The 22,746-nt window shown below is 33.2% G+C and carries 22 protein-coding genes and 1 other RNA gene; 15 read left to right on the forward strand and 8 right to left on the reverse strand.

Going from position 1 to position 22,746, the window contains the following annotated elements; all coding sequences use genetic code 11:
• The first annotated feature begins 24 nt into the window (after nucleotides 1-24).
• From CLV33_RS14690 to CLV33_RS14725, 8 genes are all read left to right on the forward strand, one after another.
• On the forward strand, nucleotides 25-387 hold the full coding sequence (locus CLV33_RS14690; protein ID WP_105474543.1) for a four helix bundle protein: 363 nt from the start codon (nucleotides 25-27) through the stop codon (nucleotides 385-387).
• A gap of 82 nt (nucleotides 388-469) precedes the next feature.
• Nucleotides 470-2,446 (forward strand): AAA family ATPase, encoded by a 1,977-nt coding sequence (locus CLV33_RS14695; protein ID WP_105474544.1) that lies wholly within the window; start codon nucleotides 470-472, stop codon nucleotides 2,444-2,446.
• On the forward strand, nucleotides 2,436-3,020 hold the full coding sequence (locus tag CLV33_RS14700) for an NUDIX domain-containing protein (RefSeq protein WP_105474545.1): 585 nt from the start codon (nucleotides 2,436-2,438) through the stop codon (nucleotides 3,018-3,020). The genes CLV33_RS14695 and CLV33_RS14700 overlap by 11 nt, the downstream gene beginning before the upstream one ends.
• A gap of 111 nt (nucleotides 3,021-3,131) precedes the next feature.
• Nucleotides 3,132-3,500: a hypothetical protein gene (locus tag CLV33_RS14705; RefSeq protein WP_146109751.1), complete on the forward strand. Its 369-nt coding sequence runs from the start codon at nucleotides 3,132-3,134 to the stop codon at nucleotides 3,498-3,500.
• Between the two features lie 151 nt (nucleotides 3,501-3,651).
• Nucleotides 3,652-4,887: a DUF6638 family protein gene (locus tag CLV33_RS14710; RefSeq protein ID WP_105474547.1), complete on the forward strand. Its 1,236-nt coding sequence runs from the start codon at nucleotides 3,652-3,654 to the stop codon at nucleotides 4,885-4,887.
• Between the two features lie 68 nt (nucleotides 4,888-4,955).
• Nucleotides 4,956-5,258 carry a GIY-YIG nuclease family protein gene (locus tag CLV33_RS14715; RefSeq protein ID WP_105474548.1) on the forward strand — a complete coding sequence of 101 codons (303 nt, stop codon included), beginning with the start codon at nucleotides 4,956-4,958 and terminating at the stop codon, nucleotides 5,256-5,258.
• A 41-nt stretch (nucleotides 5,259-5,299) separates the two neighbouring features.
• A complete protein-coding gene (locus CLV33_RS14720; RefSeq protein WP_105474549.1) occupies nucleotides 5,300-5,824 on the forward strand; it encodes a hypothetical protein in 525 nt (174 codons plus the stop codon).
• Nucleotides 5,825-5,936: 112 nt separating this feature from the next.
• Nucleotides 5,937-7,628 carry a hypothetical protein gene (locus CLV33_RS14725; RefSeq protein ID WP_105474550.1) on the forward strand — a complete coding sequence of 564 codons (1,692 nt, stop codon included), beginning with the start codon at nucleotides 5,937-5,939 and terminating at the stop codon, nucleotides 7,626-7,628.
• Nucleotides 7,629-7,703: 75 nt separating this feature from the next.
• On the opposite strand, the gene CLV33_RS14730 is transcribed toward CLV33_RS14725, so the two are convergent.
• The 3 genes from CLV33_RS14730 to CLV33_RS14740 form a co-directional block, all read right to left on the reverse strand.
• Nucleotides 7,704-8,039, reverse strand: coding sequence for a CCC motif membrane protein (locus tag CLV33_RS14730; protein WP_105474551.1), 336 nt, complete (start codon nucleotides 8,037-8,039; stop codon nucleotides 7,704-7,706).
• A gap of 12 nt (nucleotides 8,040-8,051) precedes the next feature.
• Complete coding sequence (locus tag CLV33_RS14735) at nucleotides 8,052-8,351, reverse strand: DUF2752 domain-containing protein (protein WP_317045190.1); 300 nt, start codon at nucleotides 8,349-8,351, stop codon at nucleotides 8,052-8,054.
• A gap of 69 nt (nucleotides 8,352-8,420) precedes the next feature.
• Complete coding sequence (locus CLV33_RS14740; protein WP_105474552.1) at nucleotides 8,421-10,412, reverse strand: T9SS type A sorting domain-containing protein; 1,992 nt, start codon at nucleotides 10,410-10,412, stop codon at nucleotides 8,421-8,423.
• A 158-nt stretch (nucleotides 10,413-10,570) separates the two neighbouring features.
• Between CLV33_RS14740 and CLV33_RS14745 the strand changes: the two genes are divergently transcribed.
• Together CLV33_RS14745 and CLV33_RS14750 are read left to right on the forward strand one after the other, a co-directional pair.
• Nucleotides 10,571-10,759, forward strand: coding sequence for a hypothetical protein (locus tag CLV33_RS14745; RefSeq protein WP_105474553.1), 189 nt, complete (start codon nucleotides 10,571-10,573; stop codon nucleotides 10,757-10,759).
• A gap of 3 nt (nucleotides 10,760-10,762) precedes the next feature.
• Entirely contained in the window at nucleotides 10,763-11,320 is a 558-nt protein-coding gene (locus CLV33_RS14750) for a Smr/MutS family protein (RefSeq protein ID WP_105474554.1), read from the forward strand.
• Here CLV33_RS14750 and CLV33_RS14755 read toward each other — a convergent pair.
• Nucleotides 11,317-12,297, reverse strand: coding sequence for a hypothetical protein (locus tag CLV33_RS14755; protein WP_211297570.1), 981 nt, complete (start codon nucleotides 12,295-12,297; stop codon nucleotides 11,317-11,319). The two genes, CLV33_RS14750 and CLV33_RS14755, sit on opposite strands and share 4 nt — an antisense overlap.
• Before the next feature lie 144 nt (nucleotides 12,298-12,441).
• Between CLV33_RS14755 and CLV33_RS14760 the strand changes: the two genes are divergently transcribed.
• Nucleotides 12,442-13,581: a cysteine desulfurase family protein gene (locus tag CLV33_RS14760; RefSeq protein WP_105474583.1), complete on the forward strand. Its 1,140-nt coding sequence runs from the start codon at nucleotides 12,442-12,444 to the stop codon at nucleotides 13,579-13,581.
• A gap of 7 nt (nucleotides 13,582-13,588) precedes the next feature.
• Here CLV33_RS14760 and CLV33_RS14765 read toward each other — a convergent pair whose 3' ends face one another.
• Together CLV33_RS14765 and CLV33_RS14770 are read right to left on the reverse strand one after the other, a co-directional pair.
• Nucleotides 13,589-16,048, reverse strand: a complete 2,460-nt coding sequence (locus tag CLV33_RS14765) for a TonB-dependent receptor (protein WP_105474555.1) — start codon at nucleotides 16,046-16,048, stop codon at nucleotides 13,589-13,591.
• An 11-nt stretch (nucleotides 16,049-16,059) separates the two neighbouring features.
• A complete protein-coding gene (locus CLV33_RS14770) occupies nucleotides 16,060-17,745 on the reverse strand; it encodes a M23 family metallopeptidase (RefSeq protein WP_105474556.1) in 1,686 nt (561 codons plus the stop codon).
• Between the two features lie 172 nt (nucleotides 17,746-17,917).
• On the opposite strand from CLV33_RS14770, the gene CLV33_RS14775 reads away from it, so the two are divergent.
• The 4 genes from CLV33_RS14775 (at nucleotide 17,918) to rny (ending at nucleotide 20,355) form a co-directional block, all read left to right on the forward strand.
• The gene (locus CLV33_RS14775) at nucleotides 17,918-18,208 is read left to right on the forward strand and encodes a hypothetical protein (RefSeq protein ID WP_105474557.1); all 291 of its coding nucleotides are present in this window, start codon (nucleotides 17,918-17,920) and stop codon (nucleotides 18,206-18,208) included.
• Between the two features lie 17 nt (nucleotides 18,209-18,225).
• Complete coding sequence (locus CLV33_RS14780; RefSeq protein WP_105474558.1) at nucleotides 18,226-18,519, forward strand: cell division protein ZapA; 294 nt, start codon at nucleotides 18,226-18,228, stop codon at nucleotides 18,517-18,519.
• Nucleotides 18,520-18,574: 55 nt separating this feature from the next.
• Nucleotides 18,575-18,723, forward strand: a non-coding RNA gene (ssrS, locus tag CLV33_RS14785) — 6S RNA.
• Nucleotides 18,724-18,780: 57 nt separating this feature from the next.
• Nucleotides 18,781-20,355 carry a ribonuclease Y gene (gene rny, locus CLV33_RS14790; RefSeq protein WP_105474559.1) on the forward strand — a complete coding sequence of 525 codons (1,575 nt, stop codon included), beginning with the start codon at nucleotides 18,781-18,783 and terminating at the stop codon, nucleotides 20,353-20,355.
• Nucleotides 20,356-20,395: 40 nt separating this feature from the next.
• Here rny and CLV33_RS14795 read toward each other — a convergent pair whose 3' ends face one another.
• Together CLV33_RS14795 and xerD are read right to left on the reverse strand one after the other, a co-directional pair.
• Nucleotides 20,396-21,535 (reverse strand): PAS domain-containing sensor histidine kinase, encoded by a 1,140-nt coding sequence (locus CLV33_RS14795; RefSeq protein ID WP_244906442.1) that lies wholly within the window; start codon nucleotides 21,533-21,535, stop codon nucleotides 20,396-20,398.
• 89 nt (nucleotides 21,536-21,624) lie between these two features.
• Complete coding sequence (gene xerD, locus CLV33_RS14800) at nucleotides 21,625-22,521, reverse strand: site-specific tyrosine recombinase XerD (RefSeq protein WP_105474561.1); 897 nt, start codon at nucleotides 22,519-22,521, stop codon at nucleotides 21,625-21,627.
• Nucleotides 22,522-22,746: the final 225 nt, after the last annotated feature.

Here is a 22,746-nt window from a genome sequence, read left to right on the forward strand (position 1 = left end):
AGACAGCAGACTGAATACTGAAATATGAGTTTTAAGACTTTATTGGCATACCAAAAAGGATTTGATTTAGCAATGGAAATTTTTCATTTAACTAAAGATTTTCCAAAATCTGAGATGTTTGGTTTAACTTCTCAGATGGTGCGTTCAAGTCGTTCCGTGTGCTCAAATATTGCGGAAGGTTACAGGAAACGTCAATATGAAAAGCATTTTAAAAGCAAGATGTCTGATGCTGATGGTGAAAACTCCGAAACTCAATTATGGCTAGATTTTGCACTAGTATGTAAATATATTTCAGAAGATAAAAGACAAGAATTACAATATAAAAGTGAAGAAATAGGCAAACTATTAAATTACATGATGAATAATCCAGACAAATTTGGAGTATAAAATTATTAACGAAAATATGATACAGAGTGAGTAGGTATGAGTGAGAACTGAAGACTGCTTACTGCCAACTGAATACTAAAACATGGAACATAACTCAACATTTCCTATAAAACTATCTGAGCTTGACATGCTTCGAGACGAAGCGTCCTCCTACTTAAAAAGCGTGCAATGGGCGCAGGGGGCTCGTGCAAAAAACAGAGATAAAAACGCTAAAGATGAATCTATTTTGTTGTATTTATCCCGTGCCAATAATGGATCTAATACTACTGAAATCACCTCAGTATCTAAAACTATTTTAGCGCTGAAGAAGCGGTTGTTGCCAGATTCTGTAGCTATTCCTATTTTTCTAAACCAAACGCTGTATGCAGTACAAGAAGGCATTACTCTAGGTATTTGGATTAAAGATAGCTATTACGATACTTCAGGATTATCGAGTTTAAATGAAAACAAATCTGCTTTAGATACCAATGGAAAGCGGGAGTTTGAAAGTAAAATGCATACGGCAACCGCTTTTATGTTGTTTGCCCAAGCTTATAAAATATTACATGATTTAAAACCTCATGCTTCGGACGATTTGAGCGTGATGAAGCAGAAGTTTGCAGGTATTCCCGAAGTGTCATTACTGTCGCCTATAAAAGGGATTTCCTGTAGTTTGTTTTATTATGACAAATATTTAGGACATCCAGAAATAATTAAATCTGATAAAGATGTTATCGATTTTACAGTAGTATATTTTGAAGCGTTAATAGACGAGATTCAATTACGCAAAAGCACTTTAGAATACACCGAAACCATAGAAGACAGAACCTACAAACTGGAATCCAGAAGTGTGGTGACGGAGTTTGCCATTTCAGGATGGAAAAACGTATTTCAAGGTACTGCAAAAAGTGTAGAATTCAATAAAATTCAGTTTGAACAAATAGTTGGCAACCGAGATGCAAAACATTTTGCACGACGATTGACTGAACGTCTATTAAGTTATGATTTTACCGCAAAGAAAAACCCGTTTCAAGAATTGGGTGGCTTTATGCCTGTATTTATGGGCTATGGTATTCCAGGAACAGGTAAAAGTATGCTAATTGCAGCTATTGCTACACGATTAAAAGCGCATTGCGATACTTTAGATATTCCGTTTTTATTTCACCCCATGCCAGATACGTTGATTTCTACATTTCAAGGTGGTTCAGCAGAAAAAATGGTAGAGTGGATGAAGCCGCTACAAGATCCTTCAAAATTAATTTTTGCACCAATTGATGATGCCGAAAATAATTTGCAAGAGCGCACTGCACAAGGCGTTTCGGCTGGTGTAAAAGAAGTTATTGGTGTGTTTTTAAGATATACTGAAGGTGCTTATGCTGTGAATTATGGTAACAGTTCTATTGGATTGTTTACCAATTTACCTGAAATGCTAGATAAAGCTGTGATTTCCCGTGTGCAAGGTCGATTTAAGATTGATGGTGCGCGTTCAGAACATGATTTTTTAGATCAAGACCATTTGTGGTGGCGTAAAATTGATGACACCATGCCCGATTTTGTGAACATGCAAGGGCCAGAAAACTACAGCTATTTACAAGATCAAGGTTTGGCAAAAAATATGGGTGATATACTAAGTAGTGTTGAAAAACCTACCGAGGAACGTGTGCATGAGGTTTACAATAAAGTTGAGAAGCATTTTAAAACGAATCAACATTTGTTTTACGCAAATCTATACAAAGAAATTCAGTCCATTTTTCCATTTTTTTCGTCGCGTGATGTTCGAAATATTCAATCGGCTATATCTTTACGGTTAACCGATTTTGATTTAGAAGAAGATTGGTTTGAAAACCCTGAAATTTATTTTAAAAAAGATTACGATACCAAACTTAATATGCTTCAAGAATTAATGCGAGCGAATATGAAGGGGTTAGATTTTAGCGAAATTCGTCGTCAAGAAGTCGTGCGTTATCTAGATAATGTAGCCACTATTGCAGATACCGATTTTAAACGAAAAGTAGATGCAAGGGTAAATCAGCTTAATATTGAAACCGAAGCTAGAAAAACATTTGAAAATGAGCAATAAATATATAAAAAATATTAAAAAGACCTTACTTTCAGACAACTATTATATTCTGAATAAAGTTACTTTTGATTATTTGATGAAAAGTGGCGAATGGGTCAACCAAATGCGAGAGGTATACGATAGAGGTGATGGTGCAGGAATCTTGTTGTACAATACAAAAAAGAAAACTGTAATTTTAACGAAACAATTTAGAATGCCAACTTTTTTAAACGACAATAAAGATGGCTTTTTAGTAGAAGTTGCCGCTGGTATGCTAGATAAAGATAACCCAGAGGCTTGCATAATTCGAGAAACAGAAGAGGAGGTTGGGTATCGCTTAAAAGAAGTAAAAAAAATATACGAAGCCTATTCGTCTCCAGGTGTAATGACTGAAAAAATGCACTTTTTTGTTGGCGAATATACTGATGATATGAAAGTGAGCGATGGTGGCGGTTTAGATAGTGAAGCTGAAGATATAGACGTGTTAGAAATACCTTTCGATAAAGCTGTAGATATGTTGCATAATGGCAAAATAGTGGATACTCGTACCATTGTGTTGCTTCAGTATGCTATAATTCATAAATTGTTGGAATAATATTTGTCATTCCTGCGAAGGCAGGAATCCACATTAAAAACAAAAATAAATTAGTAAGATTCCTGTTTTTACAGAAATGATGTGAATGTGAATAATAATTGGATTAATATAATGGTAGAAACAAATAGGGTAAAACTTACCAAGGAGCAATATTTTTGGCATTATGCTATTATACCTTTTTTTGTGTTTATTACTTTATTGAACCTTTATTCTGTTTTTCAAATTGAAATAACACATACTTATACTGGAGTAAGATCAACAAAAGAACATTTATTGGTTGGTTTACCTTGGTTAATCCCTGCTGCTTTATTTGGTTATATTCAATATAGAAGATTGAGGTTTAAGAAATTTAAAGTTATACTTACTTCAGAAGAATTTAAGAAAGCAGTAGAAGATGCTGGAAATGAAATGAATTGGAATTTTATAAGATTTAATTCTAAGTATGTAATAGCAAAAACAAAATTCAATTGGTATAGTTAGGGAGAAAGAATAACAATAGTCAGAAAGCAAAATGAAATTTTAATAAACAGTATATGTGACCCTGATAAATATCCATCGGTTTTATCTGGAGGACAAAATAAAAGACATATAAAAGCATTGCAAAAAGCAATAAAATCTTTTTAATTATTTAATGAACAAACTAAAACAAGCAAACCTATACAGAAGCGAATTAATTCCAGTAAGTGGAAAATTGGTAGAGCGTTACAACAAATGCTTGGTTAAACTTGGGTTTACAAAAACCAAGTTAAAAACTTTTCATATTGATGGTATTGGTTGGAGTCCAGAAATAGCTGAAGAAAAAGAGGAGACCAATTATCTTAATAATGGCGAGGCGAACCCACATGGTATTATTATTTCACCACTTCAAAAGGGGAAACCTGTGTACATGCCGTTTCATACGTTTGATAGAGACATGATGAAATATGTCTTTAAAATCCATGGTGTAAAAATTAAAGACATCACAAGAGATTCAGCTATCTGTTTAGATTTCGATCAAAAAATAGATGCTTTTTATGAACCTCTTGACGTATTAAAATACAATAAAATCACTGTTCATTTTCATTTAATTGATAACCTCGATAAAGCTAAAGAAGAACAGTTAGAATTGGTAGAGGAATTTAATAGAGATAACAATTTTATTAGTGAAACCATGCACCAAAAGTTGTTAGATTCAGCTAAAACATACGGAGATTTGCGTCATAGAGATTTAGAATTACACGAGTTAGAATACTCAACAGATTCTTTTTACACTAGAGCTTTTGGAGGTGTTTATCTGTTACGGGATTTTATTGTGCCCATAGTTGTTTTTGAAGACGAACAATGGCATAAAGAAGCCATAAAAGACACCACCCACGATGTTTTGATTTATCATATAAACCAGCCAGAATTGGTAGATAAATTACGCAGTCATTCTATTATTGATTGCGATTTGGAAGCTGAAGTAAAAACAGAGCGTTACAATCGTATCAAGAAGTTCGAGATGTTTCAGCATTTAAAACAAACTCAACACCCTGTTCAGGATATTTTAAATGATCCTATTTTATTCAAAAGCTATTTGAATAAGATAGACATCAAATCTCGAAAAAAAATAATGAGTGTAGAGCGCTACCTAGAAAAGATAGAAACTAGTAATCAATTTAAAATAGCCGATATAATTGACGATAAATTATATGTTTCATTGCACAAACCACATTCATCCCTAGAGGCTAAACACCAAGATTTAATTTGGAAGCTGTTGATGAATATCTCGCCAAAGGATGTATTGTTTTGGTATTGGTATGATAAAGAGGATTTTTATACTAAATTTAAAGATTGGGACGATTCTTTTAAGGATTGGGTAATCGAAATAATTGGTGATAATATTTAGGTTTTTTTAAACTAATTTTATAATACGTTAATTTGTCATTCCGCACTTGATGCGGAATCCATAGAAATATGAAAGTGAACTACCATCAATATTACGTTTATCTTTTATCAAATAAAAAAAATGGGACTTTGTATATTGGGCTAACAAATGATTTAGAAAGAAGAATGTTTGAACATAAAAATAAGTTAGTATCTGGATTTACCTCAAAATATGGGGTGGATAAATTAATGTATTTTGAACATTATCAATACGTTAATGATGCTATTAAAAGAGAAAAGCAATTAAAAAACTGGAATCGCCAATGGAAAATTGATTTAATTGAACAAGATAATAATAAGTGGGAAGATTTGTCTTCTGATTGGATTTATTAATGGATTCCGCATCAAGTGCGGAATGACAAAAACTTTAAACTATGACACTAGAACTCATAATTTTTATCGGCGCTATATTATTTGGGGCATTACTATATTGGAGAGAATCCCAAAGCAACAGGTTATATCGTTTTTTTAACAAACTGATGTATTCCAAGGAATTACAAATGAAACCATCAGATAAAACAGGGTTTTTGTACCAACAAAAATTCATTATCCGTTTGGTGTTTATTGGGTTTCTATTTCTTATCGGAATAGTAATAACACGTTTTTTAATACCTATAGATGTAGCTACTATTTCAATTTTTGCTTCTATGATTGTGGGAACTTTATTGGGCACATATTTAGCAGGTTTTATTTTTAAGTCTAGTGCGGTTATAGATAAAAAGAGTGAATCTGTTGAGGATTTGGTTAAAGAAACGATAGATAAAGGAAAAGATTTTATTGAGGATATTACAACTAAAAAACCTCCAGTAATTGAAGAAGCAAAAAAGGAGATTGAAAATGAGCCAAAAACAAAAGAGAAAAGCGCAAGAGAACGTTTAAAAGATAAAGGGCTTTTATAATTATTATTTCTGCGTGTTGCACTCAGCTTTTTTAAAGTGAAGGCAGGAATCCGTTTTTAAAATAGAAATTAAATTAATAAGACTCCCGTTATGGTAGGAGTAAGAAAATATTATGATTAAATCTTATTGGAATAAAGGCAAAAAACAAAAAAAAACCACCATCGTAATCGGTTTTATATTATTGATTCTTCTTTTTGTATTACGAGACGATTATCAACCAGCACTATTATTTGTTCGTAAATTTATTTTTATAATACTACTAAGCGGCATCGTTTTGTTTTTAGGGTTACGGAAATTTAGAAAATCGGCCAGTACAGGAAGTCGGTTGGGAATCCTTGTAATTTTAGTGTTGTTTTTTGGTATTTTATACTTAGTAGGATGGCATTTTAAAATGTACGATTACATGAAAACCTATAACGTATTCAATCATTTAAATAAAGTTGAAATTAATGAATTGCCCTTAACACAAAATGAACGTATACAGCCTTTAAGAAACGTATTTTCTATGGCGAATGAAAGTGTTGGCGAAACTAAAGATGTATCCTTACCACACTTGGTGAGAATTGGTGATGAAAACAAGTGGACTATGGCCATTCAACCTACTGAAAAGTACGTTTGGCAGGGTATGACGGATAATACCGAGGAAGTTTTTGCTGTGTCTAGTACTACGCCATTTCCTCGATTTTCTAGTGAAAATAGAATTCCTGTAACGTTTTCAATAGGTGAATCTTTAAAATTTAGTAGAAACACATACAATGCTGTTGTACAGCGTTTTAATTTCTTTCAATTATTCACTTTAGAACCTAGCGATACCTATTATATGAAAAATGATACTGGTGCGTGGGTACAAGTGGTAAGTTTAATAAAATGGAAAGGCTTTTTATTTCCATACCCAACATTTGGTGGCGTTATGGTAATTGATAATGGCGAACACGATTTTAATGACTACATAGAACGCATTTTAATAGGAAAGGGCACATACATTAGTCCTGAAAATATGAAAAACCACGAGTATTTAACACGACAAAATACGCTTGCTGAAAAAGTGTCAAGATTACAAGCCGAATCTTTAAAATTTTTAGGAGGTTTTAGCGATCCGTTACCTTGGAATATGGAAACTGCGGTAAAAATCCCTGAAATGCCCAAAGACCAAAATCAACAACCTTATGTAACCGATTTTGATTTTTCAGATACTGAAATAGAGGCATATAGTGGTTTATACCATTGGTTTGGATTAGAGCCAGTAGGCAATGAGCGTACCAGTTTAAGTTTTAGTGTGTTTGTACCTGCGGATGGTACAGATAAATTGTATTACTATAATCACTCAGCAAAAAAACAGGGTTATGCAGGTGTTTCTGCAATGCCTTTAAAGGTTAAAGAATCTCGTAAGGAATACGATTGGACTGCCAACACTCCAGTAGAGTTCAGGCCCTATATTAAGAATATTGCAGGCAGAAAACGTATGTTTTTTATGGGCACTGTATCTTCAATAAGTGATAAAAACGCACAACAGTTTGATGGTGCTGCCACTCCAGATTTGGTTTTAATAGATAGCGAATACCGTGATGTAATTTGGATAGATGTAAAACACCCAAGTAAATGGGATAAAACAGTTTACGATCAGTTAAACGAGGCGTGGAGATCTAGCGAAGGTATTGGTTATTATTTTGTAGAGGAAAATAAAATGATTGATGTGGTGCAGCAAGCTGTAGATTCCATAAAAATTATACCAGTAGTAGATGATAAGGCCGAAGAAATTAAAAAGCTACAAAAACAAATAGATTCTCTTAAAGCTGCAAACTAATACGTTTTATTTATTACATAAAAAAGCCTTAAAAACCGAGTTTTAAGGCTTTTCTTAATTATACAAATAAGGTTTTTAACTGCCTATTCCTAATTGTTCAAAAATTTCTTTTTGTTGCTCCATGTAAGCATCCCAACCGCCAACAGACATTATTTGATAAACTCCCCAAATTAACGTTAAAGCTGCCAATACTAAACCAATAATTGCAATTGTTTTAGCTGTTTTTAATTGGCTAAAATTGCTGTAAAGCTCAGGGTTTTCTGCATATAGCTTAGTATCTTTTTTCACTAAAAACAATGCTATTCCAGAGAAAATTAAGCCTCCAATTCCTGTGCTACAGCAACAGGCTATAAAAGATATTATTCCAAGAATTAAAGCAATTGTTGCGTTAGGTAATTTTTGTTGTTCCATAATTTAGATATATTAAGTTAAAATTTTAAAAGCGTAGCTTCCCAAAATAACGGCAACATTTAAAATGGCCAGTAGTATTATTATTTTATTGGAAAATTTAAATGGTTTAAATGTATTTATCGCCACAACAATGCATAACAAAACAAGTGTATATATTGCTGGGTACATTTTAAAAGCAGCTATAAATTCTCCATGTATTAGTAATGAAAAACTACGTTGTAAACCACAACCCATGCATTCTACCCCAAAAAATTTTTTATTTAAACAGGGCAGCATATAGTCTTCTAAGTTGCTCATTAGCAGCATTAACATATTAATTTTTGCTAAATATAATGAAAATGAAAATAAAAAAAAGTCTAAGCAAATTAAGAAAAGGTATTTTTAATTACCAGAAATAATCACTTTTTTGTTAAGTGTTTGATTGTCTGTTATTTTTATTGAAACAACATACATTCCAGCACTTAAATGTTTTGTGCTTATTACAGTTTTGTCCTTACTAGCATTAATTGTTTTATTTAAAATCTCTTTACCAGAAACATCATAAAGCATTACTTTATTTATGTTTAAACGTTTTGGGTTTAAAATTTCCAATTGAGATTGAGTTTTGTTTTCAAAAACTATAAAATCTCTTATGCTAATAGTTTCGGTATGTAGCACATTTTGTTTGCTAAAAGTAATTTCAAATCTGTCATTATAGGTACCTTCGTTTAAAACAATAGTAAATGTGTTGTTTATAACATTGGTATATGAGTTATTTAATTTATCATGAATGTAAATTGAAACATTTTCTGGAACAGCTTCCAAACTAAAAATGCTAATCTCAAAAGGTGTATTGTTCTTATTTGTTTTTAAGCCCAATGGTATTTTAGTGTCTTCAGAATAATTAATGGATTTTATAACTAATTCTTTATCATCAGAAAGTAAGTATGCATCTCTTGTTAACCCACCTTCGTAATTTCTTCCATCAAAAAATCTATTATAGGTATTGTTATTTGGTGTACCTTCTCTAAATGCTATTACACTTTCCCTGTAAAAAGTATTATCAATTTTAGTATGGATTCTTATTTCTGGAATAGTAATTGGGTTGTTTATAATTTCTTGGTAGTTAACACCATTATGAGACATGGCTATAACTTCAGATTTTTCATTTTCTTCACTTTTAGCTTTAGCGCTATTTTTTGCAAAAACAGAACCGTTGCCGCCAGTTGTAGAATCTTCAGCAAGATATAATCGCATGGCATTGTTAAATACTGCAGTACCACCTCCTGGCGCGCCACCGTTATCTAAACTACTTACAATAAAACCTTGCCCAATAGCAGCATAACGTCTTGCATTGTTAGCAGCAAAGTTTTGAGTATTTCCGGTAGTAGTTCCATTTACACTACCATTAAAGTTATAATTTACAAAAGGAGCAATGGCATAAGATCCATTATCAGCTAAATTGGTTGGGTCTCCTGGGGTATATACACTGTAACCACCCTCATAATCTGCTAGGTTATGGGATCCTACCGGTTTTTGTTCCCAAAAAAATGCTTCACCATTTAGTATATTTCTGTTGTTTGTGCCAGTAGGCGCAGTGGATCCAAAACCATCGGTTAAAAATAATTTTAAATCTAGCGCTGAAGGATAAGGGTTGCCAGTAAGGGTTTCCACTTGATGGGTTGGTCCAGAGCTAGGGTCTGCATCTACTCCAGTGAATAAGCACTCTATAGAAATATCCCCGTTATTTGGTCTTCCTCTAAAATCTAAAACATTATTGGGGTTAGGGCTGCCTTTTAAAGTAAAGCCATAACCAGCTGCTGCATTACCCGTGTTAAGTATTTGTGTCCATCCGTTATAGCCACCAGCAGATATTAGTGTAAACATCCAATACGTTGCTAGTTGGTTTGTTGTGCCGTTATAAGAATTGCCAATAAAACCATAAGGAACAGACAGCACATTTGTTAGATCTGTATGGTCTGCAGGATCATGAATATTACTACCATTAAAATCTACATTAGCATTAAAACCAGTATCGCTAACACCAACCGGTGAACACCAAAAATTATATTCGTAAACACCTGTAGTTTGGTTTTGGTATATGGAAAGCTCCCCTAAATCGGAATTTTTTATGTCGGTATTTTGAACAAGTTGTGCATCTCCCCGCATAAAAATATTAGACGTTGGTGTTTCTAACCTAATGTCGTTATTTACAAAAACAACAACATCTCTAGCATAAAGGTAAGAGTCGTTATCTACATAAAGATCTTGGGAAAAACCTGAAAAACTACACAATAGGAATAACGCTAATACACTTATGTATTTACAAGTGAAATAAGCACTTTTGTTGCCGTTGTTTCTAAAGGCAGTTAAAATTGACAGAATGGGGCCCATCTTTTTTTATTAAATTACCGCTCAAAAATACAAAAAAATATCATACAACCGATTTTTTATGCACTTTATCGATATTTTGTTAGGTTGTTAGTGTCATAAAGAAAACAATATTTCACTATTTTCGTGTAACTTTGTGAAGTTCTACATTTGAAAAATTTATGAAATATTTTAATTACTTACTAATTCTTTTAGGGGCTATTATAGCAATGTATGCGAAGGCTGAAGAGAAACAAAATCAATACATTCTTATAGCTGGTATTGTTGTTTTAATGATTGGTATATACAGAATAGCAAGAACCATCCCTAGTAGAAAAAGCGATAGTGAAGATGATGAAAACGAGCAATAATTTATGGCTTTTAAAGTAGGGGATAGGGTTTTGGTGCTAGATGAAGATTTATCTGGTGTGGTAAAAACAATAGATGGTTTTGAGGTTACATTAGAAACTGAAGATGGATTTTTATTAAGTTTTGATGCCAGCGAATTGGTTTTAGATAAAAATTCGAATGTTATAAGACAAGATGCTTTTAACATATCGGACATCGATGCTATAATTTCTGAAAAAGAAACAACTAGACGGAAGCCAGCACAAAGGTTAAAACCTAAAGAACGTACACAGGCCGCAATGGAAGTAGATTTGCATATTCATAATTTAGTGCAATCGTCTAGGGGCATGACAAATTTTGATATGTTAAACCTGCAACTTCAAACCGCACAACGCCAATTGGAGTTTGCCATAAAAAAACGTATTCAGCGCATCGTATTTATACATGGTGTGGGCGAAGGTGTGCTTAAGGAAGAACTAGAAACACTTTTTAGACGTTACGATAATTTAAAGTATTACGATGCCAATTACCAAAAATATGGTTTAGGAGCTACTGAGGTTTACATTTACCAGAATACAAATTAAGGAAATATAGGAGTAGCAGTTCTTGTGCTATTTAGGGCAAATTCATTGTTGTTGTCATTAACTTCAGTTAATTTGCCGAAGTTTAAAACGTCTTGAGACAAAAAATCAAAAGAAATATCTCTAACAATAACCCTTATATTAAATGTTTGACTAATGGAATGTGTTCTGTAAGCCTTTGCAGGAACGGAATTACTTACATTTGGATTTAAATAATCTGCCGCCCCAACTACACTATTGGTAACGTCGTTTGAAGGATTTTCATCTAGTGTGTCGTTTTCTTCATCTCTTGTTAGCACAGAGTCTCCATCATCATCGTCATCTAAATAATCGGGAGTGCCATCTTCATCTGTATCTTGAGCGTCCGAGAGGTTTTCATCACCATTAGGATCTGGTTTTTCATTCCTTGTTAATACATTATCGCCATCATCATCTGCGTCTATAAAGTTTGGTAAGCCATCACCATCTGTATCAAAACCTTCTTCAATCTGTCCGTTTGCATCACCAATACTAGCGTTGTTTGGTGCGTCGTCTAAAAAATTGTAAACGCCATCTGCATCATCATCACCTAAGGGATCTGTTGGACCTTCTAGTTCACGAGGTACGCCATCATTATCATCTTCTGTTAAAATACGGGTTATAGTAACGTTTACAGCATCTTCTTGGTCTATTAAAATATTTAAATTAGCAGGAGGTACAATGCTACAAAATATATTATCTGGTAAATCAGCTCTATCATATGTTCTATAGTTAAGAGTCGCGGTTTCATCAAAAGTTAGCGTATCGCCTATAAATCTTAGGGAGTCTTCGCTAATTTCGAATAGCTCGTCATAGTCAAAAGAAGCGAATAATAAAGAAAGAGATTCTGAAGGTTCTTCCTTAGTTTTAAAAAACAATAATTCACTTTCTTGACAACTCTGAAAAGTATCATCAAAATCTAATTCAACTGTTAAAATATCGCCATCATTACATGAAAGCATAAGGATAAAACAGCATGATAAAAAAAGTGAAAAACGGCTTCCCATAGGTTTTTATTTTAAAGCAAAAATAACAGATTTGTATTTATAACGTTGCTTATTACCAATAATTTTATTTGGAGTATTTTTGTTTTAAATTTAATAAACATGCAACAGGTGTATTTTGATAATGCAGCAACTACCCAAATGCGGGAAGAGGTTATTTCTGTAATGACTGAAGTAATGAAAAATAACTATGGAAATGCTTCATCTTCATATAGTTTAGGTAGATTGTCTAAATCTTTAATTGAAACATCTAGAAAAACCATTGCTAAGTTTTTAAATGCATCGGCAAGCGAAATTATATTTACATCTGGAGGAACAGAAGCCGATAATTTGATATTGCATAGCGCGGTAAAAGATCTTGGAATACGCCATATTATAACCTCAAAAATAGAACACCATGCGGTTTTACATACCGTAGAGGCGTTAAAAAAAGACTACAATATTGCTGTAAGTTACTTGCAAGTTGATGGTAATGGGACAATAGACTTTGATGAATTAGAAAAGCTTTTAAGGGAAAACACTAAAACCCTAGTAAGTTTAATGCACGTTAATAACGAAATTGGCAATATACTAGATATTAAAAAGGTTGCAGATGTATGTAAAGCTTACAATGCTTTGTTCCATTCTGATGCTGTACAAGCTATTGGCCACTATCCCTTGGATTTACAAGATATTAAAGTAGACTTTTTAGCTGCTAGTGCGCATAAATTTCATGGTCCCAAAGGCGTAGGTTTTGCTTTTGTTAGAAAAAATAGTGGTTTAAAACCATTAATTATCGGGGGCGAGCAGGAGCGAGGGCTTCGTGCAGGTACAGAAAGTGTGCACAATATTGCGGGTTTAGAAACCGCAATGACCTTAGCTTATAATAATTTAGATTCTGAAATGGAATATATAAGAAATCTAAAATCTTATTTTATTTCTAAGATTAAAAGTGAAATCCCAGATGCTGGTTTTAATGGCATGTCTGGAGATTTAAAAAGTAGTACTTATACGCTAATAAATGTACGTTTGCCTATTGCTGCAAATAAGTCCTCAATGTTTTTGTTTCAGTTAGATTTAAAAGGCGTAGCATGTTCTAGAGGTAGTGCTTGCCAAAGTGGGAGCAATAAAAAATCGCATGTGCTTTCTGAAATTTTAAATAAAGAGGATTTAGAAAAACCATCCATTAGGTTGTCTTTTAGTAAATATAATACCAAAGCAGAAATAGATTATGTTGTTGGTGTTTTAAAGGCCTTGGTGTAATTTATTTTTAAAACTTCATAGTAGTTCTTACGTTAAAAACCCTTGGGGTTAAAAAATTTGGAATAGCATATTGCCTTTTGCTGTACACATCTCTTACCCAAGTGTTGGTAATGGAGTTTTGAACGTCGAAAATATTAAATATCTCTACTCCAAAGGATAATTGTTTAAATGGTTTTTTCCATCCGTTTTTAAACTGCTTGTTTTCATCTACAAGAACAAATTGAAAGCCTACGTCTGCGCGTTTATAGTCAGGTAATCTCAGTTGGTAATCGTAAGGGTCTGCATAAGTTGGTGAGCCACCCGGTAAGCCTGTGTTGTAAACTAAGTTTAAATATACCCTCATATTTGGTATGTTTGGTACATAATCCTGAAATAAGGCTGCAAATTTTAAACGTTGGTCTGTTGGTCTTGAAATATAACCACGGTTATTAATGTTTTCTTCCGTTTTTAAATACCCAAAGCTAAACCACGATTCTGTTCCCGGAACAAACTCGCCGTTTAATCGCATATCAAGACCATAGGCATACGCTTTGGCATTATTATTAGCGCGGTAACGAATGCGTACGTTTTCTAAAGTATAAGGGTTAACATCGGTTAAGTTTTTGTAATACACTTCAGAGGTGAGTTTAAAAGGTCTGTCCCACATCTTAAAACTATAATCGTTTCCCAATACCAAGTGAAAGGATTTCTGAGCCTTTACATTAGGTTGAACCGTTCCTGTAGAGTCGCGTAACTCCCTGTAAAACGGTGGTTGATAATACAACCCTGCAGCAGCCCTAAAAAGCATATCCTTCTTCCAGTTAGGTTTTATGGCAAATTGCCCACGCGGGCTAAACACTGTTTGATTAGATGAGTTTACACCGTCTTTAACGCTCCAATTATGCATGCGCACACCAGCATTATACCAAACATCGCTTTCGCCAAGGGTAGCTCGTTTGCTCCATTGTGCATAAGCTTGTAACCTGTTAATTTGTGTGTTGTTTCTAGCCCTTACGTTTGTAAAAGGCGTTAAAGGGCCTTCGTAAGGTACGTAAGGCTGTTCGTTTGTTGGGATGGTTCTTGGAGGTCTTATGGAAAACCCAGCAGAATCTATCACTTCCCATTCCACCAAACGATCCCGAATATTTTCGTGCGTGTACTTTACAGACCATTCAATTCTATTGTCATCAATTTTTAAATCGCCTTTGGTTTGTATGGTAGAAATTAATGCATCTAGATCGTTCCTGCCATGGTTAAGTTGGCTACCAATACCTTCGCTAAACTCTACTTCGCCTAAATTCTCATCGCCAATATTACTGTTAACTTCGCCTAAATTATATTGCGCCAAAATATCAAAATACTCTTCTTCTGTAGTGTGATATGTAGAGGCGGTAAGGTTTAATGTTAAATTGTCGTTTGCAAAATAGGTGCCCTGAAATGCTCCAAAATAAGTTTGGTACTCGGTTTTCTCTTGGCCTTCGTAAAATACAACAAGCGCAACAGGGTCAGCTAATGTGCCAAAATTTGTTTGTCGTGTTAATGGCTCATAGTCGTATTTGTTCAAAGCGGCGTTTCCTAAAAAGCTTAAATGAAATTTATTAGTGAATTTATAGGTAAAATACCCTTGTAAGTCTGCGAAAATAGGGCGAAAATTAGTCTGTGTTTGTTTTGCATCTACAAATAAATTATTGTTACGATAACGTGCCCCAACAATACTGGTGAATTTGGAGTCTTTGCTTATGTTTTCAACAGAAACGGCAGCTCCCAACAAACTTAAATCGGCATTAACTTCAAATTGATAAGGCGTTTTATAAGTAATATCTAGAACAGAGGAGAGTTTGTCGCCATATTTAGCCTGAAAACCACCTGCGGAAAAATCTACATTCTGTACTAAATCACTGTTTACAAAACTTAAGCCCTCTTGCTGTCCAGAACGCACTAAAAAGGGGCGGTACACTTCTATGCCATTTATGTATACTAAATTTTCGTCGTAATTTCCGCCTCTAACCGAGTATTGTGTGCTTAATTCGTTGTTGTTGCTTACTCCAGGAAGCGTCATCAGTAAATTTTCAACCCCAGCATTGGCACCAGGAATTTTTCTTATAGTTTCTGGCTGTAGGCTTATAATGCCTTCAACCTCTTTTCGTCTATCACCAGAAATTACTACTGTTGCAATTTGTTCTATAGATTCGCTTAAAACAGGATTAAATTCTTTAATTACACCGTTTTTTAAATTAAAGGTTGCTATTACCTTTTCATGTGAAATATGTGAAAACTCTATAGTAATGTCTTGGTTGGCAGGAATAGACAGGGAATAAAATCCGTTGTCGTTAGTTTCTGTGCCAATATTTCCTGTTTTTACCGAAACTTTTGGTATAGGTTGGTTGTTTTCGTTAAGGATAACGCCTTTAATGGTGGCTTCTTGCGAATAAATAAATAAACAGAAAAAGCATGTAAATAATAAGGCTAGAGTGTGGTTAGTTTTCAAAAGCGGTAAATTTATTTTCTGTAAAATATAGTTTCAAAAGTAGAACTATTTCCAACATTATCTGTAACAATTATTTTTAAATTGTTTTTTGTATCTGTAATTATCCCATCATTAAAGTCGTGCGTAAGTGTTTTTGTTTTGTAATCGTACTCCATCAAAATCCACTTGTTGTTAACTGTCGCCCTATAATTTGAAATGCCTGAGACACCATCATCAATTTTTATTTTTAAGAAGCGATATTTGCTTAACCATTGTCCTTTTTTAAAATTAATGGGCGTTATAGTGGGTTTTTCTTCGTCTTTGGCTAATGTAAATGTGCCTAATTTTTTGGTGTAGGCAATTAAGGTGTCGCCTTGGCGCTTGGTAGAGGTGTAATAAGGTGTTTTATTGTATCCTGAAAGTCTTGCAATAAAGAGTTTGTTTTTGTCGTCTTTGTTATACTTGCTAATGTCATATGATATTTTTACGCTTTTTTGCAGCGGAATAATATCTTCATGAAGCGTTAATGTATCGGCGTTAACATTAAAATCCATATAAAAATCTTCATAGAACGTATCGGAAAAAATAGAAACACTTACACTTTTTTCTTTTAGAGTTGTGTTTTTATTGGCGTAGATATAATAGGGTGTTTGCTCTTTTGGTTCAGTTTTAAACGGTTCATTTTTTTCGCCTTTAATGGAGAGTGTTACCCAAGAAGTATTGTTTTTAAAATCGCTTACCTTTATCTTAAGTACTTTATATGTGCTGTCTTCAACCGTTATAATGCCTTCGTTGTAGAGGTCTTTGTAAATACTAAGGGGATTGTTTGTTCTAAAAAGTTTTTGTACGCGTTGTCTTTTGGTTCTGAATATGTTATAGTCTATTAATTGATTGATATGTTTAGTTTCATCAAAAGAAAATCTTTTAAAGTCTAACTCAAAATTTTTACTGCCATTAACAAATGTTTGAATGTTATATACACCATTTTTGTTAGCAGCTAAATCCTGTCTGTCCCAAGTAGTAATCCCAAAACCTATTTTTCCAAAGGCTTTAATATTTTCTACAGTGTAGTCTCCATTTTTTAGAGGTATAAGTCGTAATGCTTGTTTCGTTTTGGCATTATTTACATGTGAATTTTCATTTAGAGGGTACGCATAAATAGAAGTAATGGTTGGGAGTTTACTATCCTTAATATCTAAGCCAAAAAGCATGGGGTTTATGGGGCGTTCTGCATTATCCCTTATTTCAAAATGAAGGTGAGGCCCACCCGAGCCTCCTGAATTACCACTGTAAGCTACTAAACTTCCTTTTGTAACCAATAATTCGTCTACTTTTGGAAAAAGCTCAATCTCGTAAGATTCGTTCTTGTACTGTTGTTTTTTTATATAATCTTCAATTTCTGGAGCAAAACTTTTTAAATGCGCATAAACCGTTGTGTAACCATTTGGGTGCGTTATGTAAAGTGCTTTTCCATAACCGTAGTGCGATATTTTAATTCTACTTACATAGCCATTGGCAGATGCTATTACTTTTAAACCTGTGCGTTGTTGTGTTTTAATATCCATTCCCGAATGGAAATGGTTGGAACGTAATTCTGCAAAAGTTCCAGAGAGTATTAAAGGAATTTCTAGCGGACTTGAAAAATAGTCCTGAGGGTAAATGCTTTGAGCATTAAAAGACACAGAACACAGTAGAAAAAGGGCAAAAATTATTCGCATAATAATGTATTAGGCTAAAATATTAATTTGAATGTAATTAGCAAAGAACTTAACAAGAATCAAGCCATATAACAAAAGTAGTAAACCAAATTATTTTCAAAAATTATAGAAAAACAATTGTAATTTAGCTTAATGTATGTTAACTTTGTTTACTAAGTATTGATTTTTGTAAATGAGTAATATTGAAGATATTGTTGATTCTTTGGAACACAAAATTAGTAAGGTACTGCTTAAAGTAGACCATTTAAAACAAGCTAATTTAAAACTTACTGAAGATTTAGCCTCAGCGCGACAAGAAATTCAAGCCCAAGAAAGACTTAATATGGATTGGGAAGAAAAATATAAAGCTCTAAAAATTGCAAATTCAATGCTTGGTAGTGACGATAATAAAAAAGAAACTAAGCTTAAAATAAATGCATTAATTAGAGATATAGATCATTGCATCGCCCAGTTATCAGATTAATGTATAAATAACAAACAATGTCAACAAAGCTTAAAATAAAGCTATCTATAGCTAATAGAGTGTATCCTTTAACTATTGATGCAAAACAAGAGGAAGGGTTACGTAAGGCAGCTAAGAACATTGAGGTTATGATTAAACAATTTGAGCAAAGTTATTCCGTTAGAGATAAACAAGATGTTTTGGCTATGTGCGCTTTACAATTTGCATCTCAAGTGGAACAAAAAACTATAGATAAAGAAGTACGAAATGAGGTTGTTGAAGAAAAGCTTAGTGCCATCAACAAATTATTAGAGGCTCATTTAAGTGCTTAACGTTCTTTAAAATAAGTAGAAAGTTACTGCCTACATCGGTTATTTTTTTTGATAAACTCAACGTTAATTCTTTAAAAAGGGTGAGTTTAAGTTGTAAAAGCATGCTGCTAGTGCTGCCAGTACTAAATTTATTTTTAGTTACACAGTATCTTGAGCAGACCCTTGATCAGCTTGTTAGCCCTAAACTTGTTTTTTAAGGAGTTTATACAAAACACTATACTGATGTAGGCTTTTTTTTATATATAAATTAACTAAATTAAAATGGACAACACAATTATATTAATTGTAGTAGGAGTAATTGTAGGCCTTGTAATAGGATTTATTATAGCCAAGACAATAGAAAAAAATAATGCATCTAAACTCATAAAAAACGCAAAAAAAAGCGCAGCAACAATATTAAAAGAAGCCAAAAGTGAAGGTGAAACCATAAAAAAAGATAAAATACTTCAAGCAAAAGAGAAGTTTATTGAACTAAAGGCAGAACACGAAAAAGTAATACTTGCTAGAGATAAAAAAATAGCTGAAGCAGAAAAGCGAACACGAGACAAAGAGTCTCAAGTGTCTAGCGAGCTAGCAAAAAACAAAAAACTAAATGCCGATATTGAGAATAAAATTAAAGATTACAATCACAGATTAGATGTTCTCGATAAAAAGCAGGCAGAGATAAATAAGCTACATAAAAGCCAAGTTCAACAATTAGAGGTTATCTCTAGTTTATCTGCCGAGGAAGCTAAGGAGCAATTGGTAGAATCGCTTAAAGGAGAAGCTAAAAATGATGCCATGGCCTACATTCAAGGTGCTTTGGAAGAGGCTAAACTTACTGCTGAACAAGAGGCTAAAAAAGTAATTATAAATACGATACAACGAATTGGTACAGAAGAAGCTGTTGATAACTGTGTTTCTGTGTTCAATATTGAATCTGATGATGTTAAGGGGCGTATTATTGGACGCGAAGGTAGAAACATTAGAGCTATTGAAGCTGCAACAGGTGTGGAAATTATAGTGGATGATACTCCAGAAGCCATTATTCTTTCTTGTTTTGATTCTGTACGTCGTGAAATTGCTAGATTATCACTTCATAAATTGGTAACAGATGGTAGAATACACCCTGCAAGAATTGAAGAAATAGTTAAGAAAACTAAAAAACAAATCGATCAAGAAATTATAGAAGTTGGTAAGCGTACCGTAATAGATTTGGGTATACATAACTTACACCCAGAATTAATTAAAACGGTAGGTAGAATGAAATACCGTTCTTCTTACGGCCAAAACCTATTGCAACACTCTAGGGAAGTTGCAAAACTTTGTGGTGTAATGGCTGCAGAATTAGGATTAAATCCAAAACTTGCTAAACGCGCAGGTTTGCTTCATGATATAGGAAAAGTACCAGATGCTGAAACCGATATGGAAACCCCGCACGCTATTTTGGGCATGCAATGGGCTGAAAAGTATGGCGAAAAAGACGATGTTTGTAATGCTATAGGTGCGCACCACGACGAAGTTGAAATGAAATCGTTGTTAGCGCCAATTATACAGGTTTGCGACGCTATTTCTGGTGCAAGACCCGGTGCACGTCGTCAAGTGCTAGACAGCTACATTCAACGTTTAAAAGATTTAGAAGATATAGCTTTTGGTTTTAACGGTGTAAAAAAAGCATATGCAATACAAGCGGGTAGAGAACTACGAGTAATTGTAGAAAGCGATAAGGTGAGTGATGAGAAGTCTGCTGAACTATCCTTTAATATTTCCCAAAAAATACAAACGGATATGACATATCCAGGTCAAGTTAAGGTAACTGTAATTAGAGAGACAAGAGCGGTTAATATTGCGAAATAACTAGTAAAATATAATGTGAATATTAAATAAGAAAAAGCATTTACCCAACGGTAGATGCTTTTTGGTTTGGTGCTATTATTGTAAAAGTGGCGCCTTTACCAACTTCGCTATCTAGAAGAATACGCCCACCATAACTTTCTATTTGGTTTTTTACAAGATACAAACCTACACCTTCAGCATCTTTGTTATGATGAAATGTTTTGTAAAGTCCAAAAATATCATTTCCATATTTTTTTAAGTCTATACCTAAACCATTATCAGAAACTTTTAGCTCTAATTTTTCCTTGTCATAAGCACAATCAATAGTTACTATAGGGTTTCTATCAGGATGTTTATATTTAATAGAGTTGCCTATTAAATTTTGAATTACACTTTCAAAATACGAGTTGTTAAAATGAATAAAAAGCTTTTTGTCGATATTGTTATTTATAGTTGCTTTAGATTTTTTTATTACTACATCTAGCATTTTTATGGTATTATCAACACCCTCGGCTAAGTAAATTTTCTCTGTTTTTCTATTTTTATTGGCCTGAACAGAAACAATATTATTTAAATCTTTTATGGTTTTGCTTAAAGAATTTGATAGTGATAGAAGGTGATTAAAAATTTCCTCTTTTTCCTTATCATCATTGGTTTCAGCATAAAACTCTAAAAGACTCTCTAAATTGCCAGTATGTTGTTTTAAGTTATGCGTAACAATATGGGCAAAATTTTTGAGTCTATTATTTTGTTTACTAGCAATATCTAGTGCGTTTTTTGTGATAGATTCAGCTTTTTTAAGAGCTGTAACATCAGTATGTGTCCCAATAATACGTTTGTATTTTCCACTAGGGAACCATTCTACAACCTTACCTCGGTCTCTAATCCATTTGTAAGTACCATCCATACATTTAACTCTATGAATGTTATCGTACATGGGTGCTAAACCGTCAACATGGTCTTGAAAATCTTGAAAATATTTATCTTTATCGTCTGGGTGCACCCTATTGTTCCAGTCGTTTGGGTTTTTACCAAAATTATTATTTGTTACGCCAATAATTTGTTTTGATCCTTCAGAGAAGTAAACACGATTTTCTTTTGCTTCATATTCCCAAACGCCTATACTTGAGTATTCTAAAGCAAGGTTAGATTTTGTTTTTTCTGGCATTTCTTGTTTGTTATGATTATTAAAGAAAGCCATTTTAAAAAGGTTCATAAATTATTATGTCTCAGGTAGTAATTCTTATTAAATATAGGTAATTACTTATTAATTAACAAATGTTAAATATGTTAATTTCTAGGATGGTATTTTTCTACAACATCTGTTAAATGGCTTTTGTCTAAATGCACATAAATTTCTGTAGTGGTAATACTTTCGTGCCCTAGCATTAATTGAATAGCTCTTAAATCTGCGTTATTTTCTAATAAGTGCGTTGCAAAGGAATGTCTAAATGTGTGTGGTGATACATTTTTTTTCAGTCCTATTTTTTCAACCAGTTGCTTAATAATAGTAAATATCATAGCACGTGTTAATTGCTTCCCCCTTCGGTTTAAAAATAAAGTATCCTCATAGCCAGATTGGATGCTTATTTTATTTCTAACTTCGTTTTTATAAATGTTTATGTATTTTATGGTAGTAGCAACTATTGGTACAAAACGTTGTTTGTCTCCTTTTCCTGTAACTTTAATAAAGCTTTCTTCGAAAAACAAATCTGATAGTTTTAAATTTATGAGCTCGCTAACTCGCAACCCGCAACCATATAATGTCTCTAACATAGCTCGATTTCGTTCACCTTCAGGTTTGCTTAAATCTATCGCAGAAATAATCTGGTCTATTTCTTCTTCTGTAAGTATATCGGGTAGTTTTCTACCAATTTTTGGGGATTCTACTAATTCCAGCGGGTTATCTTTTCTATAATCTTCAAAAACCAAATAATTAAAAAAGCTTTTTAAACCAGAAATTAACCTAGATTGAGATCTTGCATTAAGGCTTTTGGCTGAAGTATAAATAAATTGCTGAATAATATCGGAAGAAATTGTAATTGCCGATGCGTTGATAGCATTTTCCTCCATATAGGCGATTAACTTTTTAATATCTAGACTGTAATTATCTATAGAATTTTGCGATAAACCACGTTCAATCTTTAAATAGAGTTGATAGTCCTTAAGTGCGTTTTGCCATTTCATTGGTATTAAAAATAGTTAAAATATAGAAAAGGGTATAAGATTTTTATGAACAACCGTTTTTTAGAATTTAATATTATGATTAGATACAATTCTTTACCATTTTCGTTTTGGTGATTATTTTATTTAGGGAGTTTAGCTTTATATTTTCTTTAAAAAAAAATTAAGTTAGATAAAAGTAGATAAAAAAAATACATGCTACTTGTATAATATCTTTTGTATTTTTAA

It is taken from the genome of Jejuia pallidilutea, assembly GCF_002973595.1.
In the GTDB taxonomy this organism is placed as follows: Bacteria; Bacteroidota; Bacteroidia; order Flavobacteriales; family Flavobacteriaceae; genus Jejuia; species Jejuia pallidilutea.

Bases quoted from the DNA above. Each gene is read 5' to 3' on its own strand.
- CLV33_RS14735 (WP_317045190.1), bottom strand. From the start codon at position 8,351: ATGTTAATGCTGCTAATGAGCAACTTAGAAGACTATATGCTGCCCTGT.
- CLV33_RS14780 (WP_105474558.1), top strand. From the start codon at position 18,226: ATGTCAACAAAGCTTAAAATAAAGCTATCTATAGCTAATAGAGTGTAT.
- CLV33_RS14710 (WP_105474547.1), top strand. From the start codon at position 3,652: ATGAACAAACTAAAACAAGCAAACCTATACAGAAGCGAATTAATTCCA.
- CLV33_RS14740 (WP_105474552.1), bottom strand. From the start codon at position 10,412: ATGGGCCCCATTCTGTCAATTTTAACTGCCTTTAGAAACAACGGCAAC.
- CLV33_RS14770 (WP_105474556.1), bottom strand. From the start codon at position 17,745: ATGCGAATAATTTTTGCCCTTTTTCTACTGTGTTCTGTGTCTTTTAAT.
- CLV33_RS14690 (WP_105474543.1), top strand. From the start codon at position 25: ATGAGTTTTAAGACTTTATTGGCATACCAAAAAGGATTTGATTTAGCA.
- CLV33_RS14695 (WP_105474544.1), top strand. From the start codon at position 470: ATGGAACATAACTCAACATTTCCTATAAAACTATCTGAGCTTGACATG.
- CLV33_RS14715 (WP_105474548.1), top strand. From the start codon at position 4,956: ATGAAAGTGAACTACCATCAATATTACGTTTATCTTTTATCAAATAAA.
- rny (WP_105474559.1), top strand. From the start codon at position 18,781: ATGGACAACACAATTATATTAATTGTAGTAGGAGTAATTGTAGGCCTT.
- CLV33_RS14730 (WP_105474551.1), bottom strand. From the start codon at position 8,039: ATGGAACAACAAAAATTACCTAACGCAACAATTGCTTTAATTCTTGGA.
- CLV33_RS14755 (WP_211297570.1), bottom strand. From the start codon at position 12,297: ATGCTTTCATGTAATGATGGCGATATTTTAACAGTTGAATTAGATTTT.
- CLV33_RS14745 (WP_105474553.1), top strand. From the start codon at position 10,571: ATGAAATATTTTAATTACTTACTAATTCTTTTAGGGGCTATTATAGCA.
- CLV33_RS14795 (WP_244906442.1), bottom strand. From the start codon at position 21,535: ATGGCTTTCTTTAATAATCATAACAAACAAGAAATGCCAGAAAAAACA.
- CLV33_RS14775 (WP_105474557.1), top strand. From the start codon at position 17,918: ATGAGTAATATTGAAGATATTGTTGATTCTTTGGAACACAAAATTAGT.
- CLV33_RS14750 (WP_105474554.1), top strand. From the start codon at position 10,763: ATGGCTTTTAAAGTAGGGGATAGGGTTTTGGTGCTAGATGAAGATTTA.
- xerD (WP_105474561.1), bottom strand. From the start codon at position 22,521: ATGAAATGGCAAAACGCACTTAAGGACTATCAACTCTATTTAAAGATT.
- CLV33_RS14720 (WP_105474549.1), top strand. From the start codon at position 5,300: ATGACACTAGAACTCATAATTTTTATCGGCGCTATATTATTTGGGGCA.
- CLV33_RS14760 (WP_105474583.1), top strand. From the start codon at position 12,442: ATGCAACAGGTGTATTTTGATAATGCAGCAACTACCCAAATGCGGGAA.
- CLV33_RS14705 (WP_146109751.1), top strand. From the start codon at position 3,132: ATGGTAGAAACAAATAGGGTAAAACTTACCAAGGAGCAATATTTTTGG.
- CLV33_RS14700 (WP_105474545.1), top strand. From the start codon at position 2,436: ATGAGCAATAAATATATAAAAAATATTAAAAAGACCTTACTTTCAGAC.
- CLV33_RS14725 (WP_105474550.1), top strand. From the start codon at position 5,937: ATGATTAAATCTTATTGGAATAAAGGCAAAAAACAAAAAAAAACCACC.